The sequence below is a fragment of the Marinobacter aromaticivorans genome (assembly GCF_002806975.1).
Classification (GTDB): Bacteria; Pseudomonadota; Gammaproteobacteria; order Pseudomonadales; family Oleiphilaceae; genus Marinobacter; species Marinobacter aromaticivorans.
The window spans coordinates 15,736-29,799 of record NZ_NIHD01000004.1; the positions used below are offsets into that span (position 1 = coordinate 15,736).

Here is a 14,064-nt window from a genome sequence, read left to right on the forward strand (position 1 = left end):
AAGTAATTTTAATATCATTTTTTATTCTATGGTCGCCGTTTTTTGTTCTGGCGGTGGCACGCTCTTTGGTTGTTCTGCCAGCACCGAGGTTTGTTATTAAAAAGGCGCACAAAAAAGCGGGGCTGACTTTGAACCCCGCTTTTTATGCTCTGGAAAAGTGAAACCGAATCCGGGTTACTGTTTACCACTGCGCTGGCTACCAGATCCCTTGATTTTATAATCCTGGTTGCTGCCATTACCTCCAGCACCCTTGCCTTGGCCGGCACCCATTCCCTGGCTGGGTCCCATACCCTGACCGGCACCTTTGCCCTGGCTGGCACCTTTGCCTTGACCGCCACCCATACCTTGGCCGGAGCCCATACCTCGCCCCATTCCATTTTTCAGTTCTACGCCGCGCTCACGAGCACGTTGCAACATACGCTCGTGGTGCTGCTGTTGATACTGGGCTCGCTCGGCTTCGGTATTCAGATTGCGCATGGTCTGGCGGTGTTCCTGCAACTCCTGCTGGGTCATCAATTCCCGGCCAAACACTTCCTCATTGTCCTGGGCGGCCAACGGCCAACTCGCCATGGTGACAAGAATGGCGGCGCCGGCTGTGCGAATAAACGATGTTTTCAGTTTCATTGTTCAATCCCCTTGCTTCAGGTTGTGGTTTCATTCTAGACCCCGAGCCTGATTTGTGAGGGTTATGACTAATACCTATGTGTAAAATGGCTCAGCGACTGGGAGAGGATGACCAACTCCTGATTGACCAGCTCACCCGCACCAACGATCACCACATCAGGTCATCCGGGATTTCATAGCCAGCGTAGGGGTCATCATCACCCGCATCGTCTTTCTTGCGGTCATGGAGTACCACCACCGCCTGTTCATCCCGTTCGATAATCTTGCGGGCCACGCCTTCAGCAACAATCTCGTACTGCCCATTGACGAACACAATGGCAAGCCGGCCACGGGAGAGCTGATCTGCCATGATGTCGTCCACATACAATTTCTTTATTTTTTTGTCGTGAACGAACTGGTAAGAGGTTTCTCCCCGGCTGCGATCAAGCCGGTTGGTTTCCACCATTTGGCGAATCTGCGCCTGAATGGCTTTTTTCTCGGCCTCCTGCTGACGTTGCAGGTTCAGTTGGCGGTCGCGCTCTGCTTTTTCTTCCCGTGCCTGGCGAGCGCGAATTTCCGTCTCATTAACCTGCGCGGCCCCCTTGGGCTGCTGTTTGCGCTGTTTACGTTTCTCATTGCGAATAGCCTTGGCTTTTTTCTGATCGGCCAGGCCTGCTTTCAATAGCTGATCCTGCAGGGACGCCATGGGATAACTCCATCAATTGGTCAGTAATTCTGGTATTCTATCGCAACAGTATACGCCCTCATGTTTACCTTCTTAACCAGCAACCGCTGATTCCGGGATTTTCTTGTATGTCTTCCTTTAAAGATCTTGATCTGTCTGCAGCCATGCAGGCCAATCTTGCCCAGCTGGGTTTTTCCGAGCCAACGGATATTCAGGCCCGGGCTTTGCCCCACTGTTTAGCCGGGCGCGATGTGATCGCCATGGCCCAGACCGGCAGCGGTAAAACGGCAGCTTTCGGTATCGGGCTGATTGAGAGCCTCAGGCCAAAGCGGTTTGCAGTGCAAGGGCTGGTAATGTGCCCGACTCGCGAGCTGGCGGATCAGGTTGCCAAGGCATTACGGGAATTGGCGCGGGCGCGGGAGAATATCAAGATCCTTACGCTGTGTGGTGGCGTTTCCATTGGCCCCCAGATTGGTTCCCTGGCACATGGCGCGCACATTATTGTCGGCACTCCGGGGCGAATCGCGGACCATCTGCGCAAGGGCACTCTGGATCTGAAACACCTCACAACTCTGGTGCTTGATGAAGCGGACCGGATGCTCGACATGGGGTTCCAGGACGCCATGGAAGAAATTCTGGGTTATACACCCAAACAGCGTCAGACATTGATGTTCTCGGCTACCTGGCCGGAATCGATTCGTAAGCTGAGTTCCGGCTTTCAGCAGAACCCCGTGGATGTGCGTGCACAGGCCCGGAGTATGAATTCGGATATTCATGAGGTGTTTTACGAGATTCCTGCCCGGGAACGCACTCGTGCCATCATCAGCCTGCTGTCTGAGCATCAGCCTGCCTCCTGCCTGGTGTTCTGTTCCATGAAGCAGCAGTGTGATGAGTTGGCAGGCGAACTGGGCGCACAAGGCTTCTCGGCGCTGGCATTGCATGGTGACCTGGAGCAACGGGAGCGCGACAGCGTTCTGGTGCGTTTTGCAAATCAGAGTTGCCAGGTTCTGGTGGCAACAGATGTTGCAGCCCGTGGGCTCGATATCAAGGCATTGCCGCTGGTTATCAACGCAGAGCCTGCCCGGGACCCGGAAGTGCACACGCATCGGATAGGGCGCACCGGGCGTGCGGGGGAGTCCGGGCTGGCGGTTACCCTGTGCAGCCCGTCCCAGGGCCACAAGATCAACCGCCTTGAGGCTGAACGGGGCAGCCCGGTAGTGTGGGGCGATACGGAAATTTTGTTGTCTGTTCCGCCGAATCCGGTCGCTCCTGCCATGAAAACGCTTTGCATCGCCGCCGGGCGCAAGGAAAAGCTCAGGCCAGGTGATGTGCTGGGTGCGCTAACCGGGGAAGCCGGGCTGAAAGGCAAGTCCGTGGGCAAGATCGACCTGTTTGATTTCCAGTGTTTCGTGGCGGTGGAAGCTGCTCAGGCCAGGCGCGCTCTTGAGCGACTCGAGAGCGGAAAAGTAAAGGGTCGCAAGCTAAGAGTAAGGATGGTTTGAGATCCGGCGTTACAGGCTTCTGCAGTTAGCGGTAGATATCGCGAAACACTCGGAAACTCCGTATAGTCATTTGCATTTCGGTTGCTCACGGCTTGTGAAACCGGTAAATTACGCAGGATTTTACCTCCCGGTATGCTCCGGCGCTCTATAAGACACAGGCCTTATACGTTTCGGTTGCTCCGGGGAAAATCCATAAATCAATACAGGTAGCTGTTCAATATGGATGACCTGATGTCACAAGCCGTCGATCTGATGATTGCGGGTATGGGCTTTGTGTTCGTGTTCCTGATTATTCTGGTGTTCGCGACCCTGCTTATGTCCAAACTGCTGATCCGGTTTGCTCCGCCAGAACCGGCAACCCCGGCCAAAACTCCCCGTGCCAAGCCCAAGGCGCCTGCATCAGTTGACCCTGATACGGCAGAGGCGATCAAAAAGGCGATTGCGCAATTCCGGTCGCGCCACAAGAAGTGACCTGGTAACCGATTAGATACAACCTTTAAACAGAAGGCTGACACGATGACTGACACAAAGAAACCGCTGGGGATTACGGACGTTATACTTCGCGACGCCCACCAGTCCCTGCTTGCCACCCGTATGCGGCTTGATGACATGCTGCCCATTGCCGAGAAGCTCGACAAAGTTGGTTTCTGGTCTCTGGAATCCTGGGGTGGAGCTACCTTCGACTCCTGCATTCGCTACCTGGGCGAAGACCCCTGGGAGCGTATTCGTGAACTGAAAAAAGTCATGCCCAACACGCCCCAGCAAATGCTGTTGCGCGGCCAGAACCTTCTGGGTTACCGCCATTACGCGGATGATGTGGTTGAGAGGTTTGTTGAACGTGCGGCGGAAAACGGCGTGGATGTGTTCCGTATTTTTGACGCCATGAACGATCCCCGTAACCTGGCGACTGCCATCAAGGCCGTTCGCAAGACCGGCAAGCACGCGCAGGGCACCATTTCTTATACCACCAGCCCGGTACACACCATCGAGATGTGGGTTGAGCTGGCAAAAGAAGTTGCGGACATGGGCGCGGATTCTATTGCGATCAAGGATATGGCGGGTATTCTCAAGCCTTATGTGGCCTTTGATCTGGTCAGCCGTCTGAAGAAAGAGCTGGATATTCCGATTCACATGCAGTGCCACGCCACCACCGGCATGTCTACCGCTACAGCCATCAAGGCAGCGGAAGCGGGTATTGATAACGTGGATACGGCGATTTCCTCCATGAGCATGACCTACGGCCATTCGCCCACTGAGGCAGTGGTTGCCATTCTTGAGGGCACAGACCGTGACACGGGTCTGGATCTTGTGCTGCTGGAAGAGATTGCCAGTTATTTCCGCGAAGTTCGCAAGAAGTACGCAAAGTTTGAAGGCAGCCTCCGTGGCACCGATTCCCGCATCCTGATTGCCCAGGTGCCCGGTGGCATGCTCACCAACATGGAAAACCAGCTCAAGGAACAGAACGCTGCAGACAAGTTTGATGAAGTTCTGGCTGAAATTCCCAAGGTGCGTGAAGATCTCGGTTTCATCCCGCTGGTAACGCCGACTTCCCAGATTGTGGGTACTCAGGCGGTACTGAACGTTCTGACCGGTGAGCGCTACAAGTCCATTTCCAAGGAAACGTCTGCCATCCTGAAGGGTGAGTACGGTGCTGCGCCAGCGCCGTTCAACAAGGAACTGCAGGAGCGCGTTCTCGATGGAAAGGAAGCGATTACCTGTCGTCCGGCAGACAACATCGAGCCGGAAATGGACAAGTTGACCGACGAGTTGAAAAAGCTGGCAGACGAGAAGGGCATCAGGCTGGCAGATAACATTGTCGATGATGTTCTGACTTACGCGCTGTTCCCGCAGATCGGCCTGAAGTTCCTGGAAAACCGTGATAACCCCGACGCCTTTGAGCCGGTTCCCTCGGCGGAAGATGCGGCCCCGGCCAAAAAGGCCAGCGGTCCTGAAACCTATACCGTTGAAGTGAATGGCAAGAAGTACGTGGTTGCGGTTTCTGAAGGTGGTGAAATCTCCCAGATCCAGAGCGAGGGTGGTGCTGCAGCTGCACCGGCAGCGGCCTCTGCGCCAGCGCCGGCAGCAGGTGAAGGTGAGCCTGTTATTGCGCCTCTGGGTGGCAACATCTTCAAGGTTCTGGTGTCACCGGGTGACGCCGTTGAAGAAGGCGATGTGCTGATTATTCTCGAGGCCATGAAAATGGAAACCGAGATTCGCGCTCAGAAAGCCGGCACAGTCGGCGAAGTCTTCATCAAGGTCGGTGATGCCGTCTCTCCTGATGATGAAATGCTGACAATCGCATAAAGGGCCAGCATTCCATGGAAAAATTAATGACGTTATGGACAGGTAGTGGCCTGTTCAATATAGAACTTGGCCAGGTGATCATGATCGCTGTTGGTCTGCTTCTTCTGTACCTTGCGATTCGCAAGGGGTTCGAGCCGTTGCTGCTGGTACCCATCGGGTTTGGTGGCATTCTGGCGAACATCCCGGAGGCAGGGCTTGCCCTGACTGCGGCGGAAAATGCCATTCATTTTGCCTTGAATGGCGGAAAGGGCGAGATTCTGGCTGCTCTGGCAGCACCGCTGGATGTGGCCTATCAGGCCGGGCAGGCAATTACGCCCGAACTGAAAGATGCTTTCAAGGTGGCCATTAAAGAAGCGAGTTATTCCGAAATGGCTATGGCTAATGCCATCGCTCAGGATGCAGGTTATGGCAATGGCATGCTGTATAACTTCTACTCTGTGGTGATCGGCAGCACCATCGGGCCTCTGGTTATTTTCATGGGCGTTGGCGCCATGACAGACTTCGGTCCGCTGCTGGCCAATCCGAAAACCATGCTGTTGGGTGCCGCAGCCCAGTTCGGTATCTTTGGAACGGTTCTGGGGGCTGCACTTCTGGACTGGTTGGGCATTCTGGATTTCACCATTCTGGAAGCCGCTGCTATCGGTATCATTGGTGGTGCTGATGGCCCGACATCCATTTATGTATCCAGTGTTCTGGCTCCGCATCTGTTGGGCGCCATTGCAGTGTCTGCATACGCCTATATGGCGATGGTGCCGATGATTCAGCCGCCCATTATGAAGGCACTGACCAGTGAGAAGGAGCGGGCGATCAAAATGTCCCAGCTTCGCCCGGTCAGCAAGCGTGAAAAAATCTTTTTCCCGCTGGTTGTTCTGATTGCTGTTGTTCTGTTCCTGCCGGATGCAGCGCCGCTGCTGGGTATGTTCTGCTTTGGTAACCTGATGCGCGAGTGTGGTGTGGTGGAGCGTCTGAGCGACACTTCCCAGAATGCGCTCATCAACATCACCACGATTTTCCTGGGTTTGTCTGTTGGCTCCAAGCTGATGGCGGACAAGTTCCTGGATGCCCAGACACTGGGTATTCTGGGGCTGGGTATCGTGGCCTTTGGTGTGGGAACCGCTTGTGGTGTTCTTATGGCCAAGCTGATGAACAAGTTCACCAAGGATCCGATCAACCCGTTGATTGGCTCTGCCGGTGTATCTGCGGTGCCGATGGCAGCGCGGGTGTCCAACAAGGTTGGTCTTGAGGCGAATCCGCAGAATTTCCTGCTGATGCACGCTATGGGGCCGAACGTTGCTGGTGTTATCGGTTCGGCTGTTGCTGCGGGTGTGATGATCAAGCTGCTTGGCTGATTGTTGCTCTTGTACTGCAGAAAACCCCGCCTTGCTTTCGCTTGGCGGGGTTTTCTGTTTTTGTGGCCTCGTGCTATGAGTCCGAGTCGGTGCGGGGCCGATTTTCAGGAACCGCTACAAGCACATCCCTGTGCGCTTGTCTCCGGCCGTCCATGGCCTACGACATTCCTGAAAATCGGCCCCGCACCAACTCTTTGATCTTCGGTATTCGCCTTCTTAAAAACTTGTTTAATGAAAGTCTCGCGAGCTGACCGGAAGTGTCTGTATCAGATGGCTCAGATCCGAGAGCTTTCCCGCCATAACGTGAACAATGTCGCCCTCTCTTTCCAGAATGCCTTTTACGTGCAACAACCGTGCGGTGAGTAACGGTTTTCGTTGGCGGCGGGCGGTTTCGAGCCATACGACGACGTTTACGTTGCCGGTTTCGTCTTCCAGGGTTACGAAGGTAACGCCGGAGGCGGAGCCGGGGCGTTGGCGGCCGGTTACCAGACCGGCTACCTGTACGGGGATGCCGGCTTTGGTGGTTTTGAGTTGTTCGGCGCTGAGGCAGAACTGTAAGTGGCCTTGTTCCCGGAGCAGGGCCAATGGGTGGCGTTGCAGGGTCAGGCCCTGGCTGGTGTAGTCGGCGAGGATGTTCTGGCCTTCGGTGGGCTCCGGGAGTTGGTTGCAGGTTTCGGGTTCGTAGTTTTCGTTGTCTTCTGCAACAGTTTCGGCTGTTGAAAAAAGCCCGGTGGGTTTTTCGTGGCCCAGCAGTTGCCAGTAGGCCTGGTGGCGGTTGTCTGCAAAAGCAGACATGGCGTTTGCGCCGGCCAGGAGTTCCATTTCCCGCTGGTTGAGGTCTGCCAGGCGGCGCAGCTCGGCGGCGGATCGGTAGCCGGTTTCGGGGCGCTGCTGGCACAGGCGTTTTGCAGCGCTTTCCGGGAAGCCGCGGATGATTCTCAGGCCCAGGCGTAGCTGCAGGTCCGGGCTTTCCAGGGTGTGTTCCCACTGGCTTTTGTTGATGTCTGGTGGCAGTGCCGTCACCTTATGGCGCTTGGCGTCCTGTAGCAGTTGTGATGGGGAGTAGAACCCCATGGGCTGGCTGTTGAGTAGGGCGCAGTAGAAGGCGGCCGGGTAGTGGCGTTTTATCCAGGCGGAGATGTAAACGAGCAGGGCGAAGCTGGCGGCGTGGGATTCCGGGAAGCCGTAGCCGCCGAAGCCGCAGATTTGCAGGTAGAGGCGTTCGGCAAAGTCGGCGTCGTGGCCTCTTGCCAGCATGCCGTTGATGAGTTTTTCCCGGAAGGGAGTCATGTCGCCGTGGGATTTCCAGGCGGCCATGGCGCGGCGGAGTTGGTCGGCTTCGCCGGCGGTGAAGCCGGCGGCAACCATGGCCAGTTTGATGACCTGTTCCTGAAAAATGGGCACACCCAAAGTGCGTTCCAGTACGCCACGGATGGCGTCGTTGGGATAACTTACAGGCTCTAGGCCGTGCTTGCGGCGCAGGTAAGGGTGCACCATGTCGCCCTGGATGGGGCCGGGGCGAACGATGGCAACCTCAATGACCAGGTCGTAGAAGGTTTCGGGTTTCAGCCTGGGCAGCATGTTGATCTGGGCGCGGGATTCCACCTGGAATACGCCGATACTGTCGCCTTTTTGCAGCATGGTGTAGGTAGCCCGGTCTTCTTTTGGAATGTCCTGCATGCCAAAGGGCCGGCCTTTCTGGTGGCTGATCAGTTCCAGAGCTTTACGGATGGCCGTAAGCATACCCAGGGCGAGCACATCCACTTTCATCAGGCCCAGGCTTTCCAGGTCGTCTTTGTCCCACTGGATAACGGTGCGGTCGGCCATGGCGGCGTTTTCTACCGGTACCAGCTCAGCCAGCGGGCCGGAACTGATCACAAAGCCGCCCACGTGCTGGGACAGGTGGCGCGGAAAGCCGAGCAGGGTGTTCACCAGGGCAAAGAACTGGTCGGCGACTTTCGGGTTGCGGGTCAGGCGTTTGTCGAGAATCTGCTGGCGCCAGTTGGTGGCTTTGTCGCGCCAGTCGATGCCTTCCAGCAGTTGTTCCACCAGTGCCGGATCAAACCCCAGAGCCTTGCCAACGTCGCGGATGGCGCTGCGGGGGCGGTAGCGTATAACCGTTGCCGCCAGGGCGGCACGCTCCCGGCTATAGCGCCGGTAGATGTACTGGATGACTTCTTCCCGGCGTTCGTGTTCAAAGTCCACATCGATATCCGGCGGCTCGTTTCTGTCTTTGGAGATGAAGCGCTCAAACAGCAGATCCACCTGGGCCGGGTTTACTTCGGTAATCCCCAGGCAATAGCACACCGCAGAGTTGGCGGCAGAACCCCGGCCCTGGCACAGAATGCCGCGGTTGCGGGCGAAGGCAACTATGTCGTGGATGGTGAGGAAGTAGTGTTCGTACTTCATCTCCGAAATCAGTCCCAGTTCTTTGCGGATCAGGGCCTGAACAGACAGTGGTGTTCCTTTCGGGTAACGTCGCTGCTCACCTTCCCGGGTCAGGCGCTTCAGGTAAGCTGCCGGGGTTTCTCCTTCTGGCACAAGGTCTGGCGGGTATTCGTAGCGCAGGCTGCCGGGCTCGAAGGTACATTGTTGAGCAATGTGTACTGACTCTTTCAGCCAGGCTTCGGGAAACAGGCGTTGCAGCACCGGTATCGGGCGCAGGTAGCGTTCACCGTTCTGGAACAGGCAGTGGCCGGCATTTTCCAGGCTGGTGTGGTTGCGCAGGGCGGTGAGTACGTCTTGCAGGGGTTGGCGTTGCCGGCTGTGCATGTGGACTTCGCCGGTGGCGGTAACGGGGCAGCGCAGGTGGTCACTAAGCCAGCGGGCTCTGGCCAGTTGCTGTTCCTCACCGGATTCCAGGGTGCGGGCTGCGGCAATCCAGAGGCGGTGTTCGAACAGCCGGAGTAACCATTCGCCACAGGCCAGAGCCTGGTTAGAATCGGCTTCAGCGGGTGAGGGCGGCAGCCACAGGCACAGGCAGTCATCCAGAGCATGGATTTCCACGTCTTTATGGATAAGCTGATACTGCCCTTTTTCTGCTCGCCGCCGCCCGGTGGTTATGAGCTGGCAGAGTTGCCCGTAACCTTTACGGGTGCGGGCCAGAAGAATAAACCGGGGCGTGCTGGCACCGGGCGGGCTGTCGGCCAGTTCAAACCAGCTTCCGGTAATCAGTTTTACAGGGCTTTCTTTCAGTGCCGCCCAGGCGCGGGGGATACCCGCAACAGAGCAGGCATCGGTAATGGCCAAAGCGGCATACCCAAGCCCTGCTGCTCGTTCCGCAAGCTCATGGGGGTGAGATGCTCCAGTCAGAAAGGTGAAGTTGCTGAAACAGAACAATTCGGCATAAGAGGGTGCGGTCATCAGCCAAACCACCCGTGTATGAACCAGCCGTCGCGTACATCCCGGAACACCCAGGCCAGTTGGCCGCTATTGAGCTGGGCAATGTAATAATCCCTGTGTACCCTCTGGCCATCCCACCAGCCGCCGCTGATCCGTTCCGGGCCGGTAAACCAGGCTTTCGGGGTTTCCGTAAGTGGTTGCGGGCCTTGCAGAAGCCACAGAGGGCGACGGGGCAGTTGGTTATTTGTTGTTGTGCGGTTTGTTCTCCGCACTTCCGATGCGCTCCAGGCTCGCTCGGGCCGGTGATCTGCACGGGGCGCCAGTTGCCTTAATGCATTATCCCCAAGCCTTGCCTGCAAGCGGCTCATGAGGGTATGCCAGGCTTCGTTCAGATCCTGGTTTTCGCCCAGCAGATCCTGCCCGCCGGGCGCTTCCCGCCCAAGAAACCGTTTAACGACCAGGCGCAATGATACAACCGGGGCCTGCAAAGGCTGCTGTTCAAGTCGCAGGCTGATGAGGCTGAGAAACGCTTCCGCGCGGTGTTCTGGGCCGGATGTGCGAATACGCAGGCGCGTTGGTTCCGCGTGCCGGTGCCTGAGTAGCAGCAGCAGGCAGTCGGTATCCTGCTGGCGCCAGCACAGATCTTTTTCCAGCTCGGAGAGCATGCGGTGCAATGGAAAAAGCAGCCCCTGCGACTGCTCGATTTCCTGCACAAAATCGGCCTGCTGCCGGAAATGATGCGGTGGCTGCCAGGGCGCCCGGGGGTCGGGTCTGGAGCCCTGGATTTTCTGGATATACGCCAGGGTTTCCGGAGACAACCGGCGCGCCATCTCTGCCGGCGGTAAACTGAATACTTCCCCCAGAGTGTTCAGGCCAAGCCGCTGCAGTCGTGTACAGGTGCGTTCGTCAAACTCCGCAGCCAGCAGGGGCATCTTGCCAAGAGCCTGGAGGATGTGGGCTTTGTCGGAAGTACATGCTCCCGTACCGTTACGTGCAATCAGGCGTGCTGCCAATGGTGTGTGGCCTATGCCTGGCCAGGCAGTAAGCTGGCGCTCATGCAGTGCGTCTTCCACCGTTCGCCAGACTGCCGGAAGGCCACCGTACAAACGCTGCAGGCTACCGATTTCAGCCAGCAAGCCGTCTGGCGGGACCAGAACAATATGAGCTGCGTGCTGGTACAGCCAGCGGGCCTGGTCTTCCAGAATGCGCGCTTCCTGTTGTGGGTTTGCTCTTACTATGCCTAATTCCGGCACCAGGCTGATGGCTGTTTTCAGTTGCATGCCAGCACTTACGCCCAAACCCCGGGCAGCCGGGCAGGCTTGTATTACCTTCTGCCCGGAGCCATTGACAATCACCAGCGCAGCCATGTTTTCGCCGGAGCGGCGAATATGATCCAGCAGCAGGTGAGGGAAATGCAGGTGCAGCCAGAGCATGGTAATTACCGGGCAATTGCGGGCCAGGGGCCCTGGACGATGCGGGGCGTTTCATGGTGAAGCAGGCCCGCCCGGTGAGCCAGGGCAAGGGAACAGCGTTGGCCGGGCCAGCTGCCACGGCGTTTTACCACGTGCACCTTCAGGCTTTGCTGATTGTCGGGTTCCAGCTGAAGGCGTAAGGCAGCCGGAGAGTTCTGTTCGGCGTAGCGGCGCTCACGAAAAAGTACGCAAACGTTGCTGCCGGCTTCGGCGGCCAGCTGCAAGCGTCGGATTTCACGGGCAGCCAGCCTGCCAGGCCAGGCTATGACCAGACCTGTAACCGGGGAGCGCAGACAGTTTTCCAGGGTCCACAGAAAATCGTCTTTGCCTTCGGTATGGATCATGATGACCTGGTTCAGGTCGATATCTTCCCGCGCCAGTGCCGGAGCATAAGGCGTGTGCGGAGGGTTCAGCCAGAATACGGTTTTACCGGCCCGTGACAGCCTTTGCATGAGTGGTACCAGCAGGGTGAGTTCGCCAATTCCGGGGGTATCCAGCAGGCACTCGCTCAAAGCGCCCCGGGGCCAGCCAAGGCCTCCAAGCTGGTTGTCCAGAGCCTGATAGCCCGTCAGCTCGGCCAGTTGTGTGGTTTTGTTATGCCTGTGTCCCTGCCAGACACGGGCATCCTGCATTAGCGTGTCAAGAAGCTCGCTCATGGTGAAATCCTGAAATACTGTTTAAATATACAGTATTCTGAAGAGGGCCTGATTTCAAGAAGCGGGTTGATAAAATGAGGGCACGAACCCATCTTGTACTGTGCAAGCAGCAGAAAACCCTGCAATCAACTCGGAGGTTGGGCATGAGTGGACTGGCTGAACAGCATTGTGAGGCATGTAGCGCGAACGCTCCCGGGGTAACCGATGAGGAAAAACGTACACTGCACGAAGACGTTCCGGATTGGGAAATTCTCAGCGTGAGCGGTGAGGAGCAGTTACGCCGGGTATTCAAATTCAGGAACTTTGCCCAGGCCCTGGCGTTTACCAACAAGGTGGGTGAGCTGGCAGAGGCAGAAAACCATCACCCGGCCATCCTGCTGGAATACGGGAAGGCAACCATAAGCTGGTGGACCCACGCAATCGGTGGGCTGCACAAGAATGATTTCATTATGGCTGCGAGAACAGACTCGGCTTACCACTGATCCTCTGATTTTTCCTCAGCCTCAAGTTCTGCCTTGCGTTTGCGGACTTTCTCGAGTTTGTCCTCCGGCACCTGCATCTTGCCGGCTGAGTCCCGAAGCATGAATAAGCTGCCCAAAACCAGGGCCACGGCAGCGAGCAGAAAAATCCATCCTATCATTGGCATGTGTCAGGCTTCCTTTTTGTCGGAGTGGTGTTGTTGGAGCGGTTTTCTTTATAGTGGAGTATTCCGGCCAGATTGGCGGAACATTCCAATCTTTATCAAACATTATGGCAGCGTCTGCCGAAAACTGGAGTGTTATCAGATGGCAAAACTATTACAGGTTGATTTTCCGTTCACTGGCCCGTTCGGTTCAGAAATGGCCGGGGCGTTAAAAGATCTGGCTGTTTCCATTACAGAAGAGCCCGGTTTTATCTGGAAAATCTGGACAGAAAACGCTTCAGAAAAAGACGCGGGTGGAATTTATCTTTTTGAAACGGAAGAAGCCGCTCAAGCCTATCTTGAAAAACACACGGCAAGGCTGAAGGGACTGGGAGTTGAAAAGGTTAATGCCAAACTTTTCGATGTGAATGAGGATTTGTCGAAGATCACCAATGGGCCTGTTTAAGGCTCTGGATTCGGCACAGTCGCATCTCGGCAAATAACCAAACAGCAATCAAGGAGCCCGTAACTATGAGTGATTCCAGCTATACCCCACCCAAGGTCTGGAAGTGGGAATCTGCAAGCGGTGGTGCTTTTGCCAATATCAACCGCCCCATTGCAGGCCCTACTCACGAAAAAGAGCTGCCGGTTGGCAAGCACCCTTTTCAGCTTTATTCCCTGGCTACGCCTAACGGTGTGAAAGTCACGATAATGCTGGAAGAGTTGCTGGAACTCGGTATCAGTGAGGCGGAATACGATGCCTGGCTGATCCGGATTAATGAAGGCGATCAGTTCAGCAGCGGGTTTGTGGATGTGAACCCAAACTCCAAGATTCCGGCGCTGCTGGACCGCTCTCAGGATCCTGCTGTTCGGGTATTCGAGTCCGGCTCTATTCTGCTTTATCTGGCGGAGAAGTTTGGCCGGTTTTTGCCAGAGGATTTAGCTGGCCGCACCGAAACGCTGAACTGGCTGTTCTGGCAGATGGGCAGTGCTGCGTTTGTGGGCGGCGGTTTCGGACACTTCTTTGCCTATGCGCCCGAGAAGTATGAGTACCCGATTAACCGCTACACCATGGAGGTTAAACGGCAACTGGATGTGCTGGACCGCCAGCTGGCCGATAACCGGTATGTTGCCGGCAATGAGTACACCATTGCCGATATGGCAACCTGGCCCTGGTATGGCGCGCTGGTTACCAACAAGGTTTACGATGCTGCCGAGTTTCTTGAAGCACATACCTACACCAATGTAATGCGATGGGCCCTTGAGCTTAAAGAGCGGCCGGCTGTCAAGCGTGGGCGCATGGTGAACCGTGCCTGGGGTGAGCCAGCCAGCCAGCTGCATGAACGTCACGATGCAAGTGATTTCGAGAACAAAACCCAGGATAAGCTAGCCGGAGCTGCTGACGACTCCTGATTTGCCGGTTTTTGACCGGTCCAGGCTTTCTGATGATTTCTGACCTTGTCTACATCGTTGGTTTGACCGCACTTGCCGGTATCTGCATTCCCCTTGGCGGACTGCTGGCAAGAGTT

The 14,064-nt window shown here is 56.3% G+C and carries 13 protein-coding genes; 7 read left to right on the top strand and 6 right to left on the bottom strand.

Going from position 1 to position 14,064, the window contains the following annotated elements; all coding sequences use genetic code 11:
* Window positions 1–174: 174 nt before the first annotated feature.
* The gene (locus CDH48_RS07560; protein WP_100688138.1) at window positions 175–624 is read right to left on the bottom strand and encodes a hypothetical protein; all 450 of its coding nucleotides are present in this window, start codon (window positions 622–624) and stop codon (window positions 175–177) included.
* A gap of 148 nt (window positions 625–772) precedes the next feature.
* Complete coding sequence (locus CDH48_RS07565) at window positions 773–1,309, bottom strand: DUF2058 domain-containing protein (RefSeq protein WP_100688139.1); 537 nt, start codon at window positions 1,307–1,309, stop codon at window positions 773–775.
* A gap of 107 nt (window positions 1,310–1,416) precedes the next feature.
* Between CDH48_RS07565 and dbpA the strand changes: the two genes are divergently transcribed.
* The 4 genes from dbpA (at window position 1,417) to CDH48_RS07585 (ending at window position 6,443) form a co-directional block, all read left to right on the top strand.
* Window positions 1,417–2,790 carry an ATP-dependent RNA helicase DbpA gene (gene dbpA, locus CDH48_RS07570; RefSeq protein ID WP_100688140.1) on the top strand — a complete coding sequence of 458 codons (1,374 nt, stop codon included), beginning with the start codon at window positions 1,417–1,419 and terminating at the stop codon, window positions 2,788–2,790.
* A 219-nt stretch (window positions 2,791–3,009) separates the two neighbouring features.
* The gene (locus tag CDH48_RS07575) at window positions 3,010–3,261 is read left to right on the top strand and encodes an OadG family protein (protein WP_100688141.1); all 252 of its coding nucleotides are present in this window, start codon (window positions 3,010–3,012) and stop codon (window positions 3,259–3,261) included.
* Window positions 3,262–3,306: 45 nt separating this feature from the next.
* Window positions 3,307–5,094 carry a sodium-extruding oxaloacetate decarboxylase subunit alpha gene (oadA, locus tag CDH48_RS07580; RefSeq protein WP_100688142.1) on the top strand — a complete coding sequence of 596 codons (1,788 nt, stop codon included), beginning with the start codon at window positions 3,307–3,309 and terminating at the stop codon, window positions 5,092–5,094.
* Window positions 5,095–5,108: 14 nt separating this feature from the next.
* The gene (locus tag CDH48_RS07585) at window positions 5,109–6,443 is read left to right on the top strand and encodes a sodium ion-translocating decarboxylase subunit beta (RefSeq protein WP_227521001.1); all 1,335 of its coding nucleotides are present in this window, start codon (window positions 5,109–5,111) and stop codon (window positions 6,441–6,443) included.
* A gap of 228 nt (window positions 6,444–6,671) precedes the next feature.
* Here CDH48_RS07585 and CDH48_RS07590 read toward each other — a convergent pair whose 3' ends face one another.
* Genes CDH48_RS07590 through imuA form a run of 3 tightly spaced genes read right to left on the bottom strand, consistent with a single transcriptional unit; the run spans window position 6,672 to window position 11,913 of the window.
* Window positions 6,672–9,806: an error-prone DNA polymerase gene (locus CDH48_RS07590; RefSeq protein WP_100688144.1), complete on the bottom strand. Its 3,135-nt coding sequence runs from the start codon at window positions 9,804–9,806 to the stop codon at window positions 6,672–6,674.
* The gene (locus CDH48_RS07595) at window positions 9,806–11,218 is read right to left on the bottom strand and encodes a Y-family DNA polymerase (protein WP_100688145.1); all 1,413 of its coding nucleotides are present in this window, start codon (window positions 11,216–11,218) and stop codon (window positions 9,806–9,808) included. The genes CDH48_RS07590 and CDH48_RS07595 overlap by 1 nt, the downstream gene beginning before the upstream one ends.
* A gap of 5 nt (window positions 11,219–11,223) precedes the next feature.
* Window positions 11,224–11,913: a translesion DNA synthesis-associated protein ImuA gene (gene imuA, locus CDH48_RS07600; RefSeq protein WP_100688146.1), complete on the bottom strand. Its 690-nt coding sequence runs from the start codon at window positions 11,911–11,913 to the stop codon at window positions 11,224–11,226.
* A gap of 143 nt (window positions 11,914–12,056) precedes the next feature.
* Between imuA and CDH48_RS07605 the strand changes: the two genes are divergently transcribed.
* On the top strand, window positions 12,057–12,395 hold the full coding sequence (locus CDH48_RS07605) for a 4a-hydroxytetrahydrobiopterin dehydratase (RefSeq protein ID WP_100688147.1): 339 nt from the start codon (window positions 12,057–12,059) through the stop codon (window positions 12,393–12,395).
* Here the strand turns inward: CDH48_RS07605 and CDH48_RS07610 are convergent.
* Window positions 12,386–12,559, bottom strand: a complete 174-nt coding sequence (locus CDH48_RS07610; protein ID WP_100688148.1) for a DUF2897 family protein — start codon at window positions 12,557–12,559, stop codon at window positions 12,386–12,388. The two genes, CDH48_RS07605 and CDH48_RS07610, sit on opposite strands and share 10 nt — an antisense overlap.
* Before the next feature lie 139 nt (window positions 12,560–12,698).
* On the opposite strand from CDH48_RS07610, the gene CDH48_RS07615 reads away from it, so the two are divergent.
* Window positions 12,699–13,001 carry a monooxygenase gene (locus CDH48_RS07615; RefSeq protein ID WP_100688149.1) on the top strand — a complete coding sequence of 101 codons (303 nt, stop codon included), beginning with the start codon at window positions 12,699–12,701 and terminating at the stop codon, window positions 12,999–13,001.
* 65 nt (window positions 13,002–13,066) lie between these two features.
* Entirely contained in the window at window positions 13,067–13,948 is an 882-nt protein-coding gene (yghU, locus tag CDH48_RS07620) for a glutathione-dependent disulfide-bond oxidoreductase (RefSeq protein WP_100688150.1), read from the top strand.
* The last annotated feature ends 116 nt before the right edge of the window (window positions 13,949–14,064 follow it).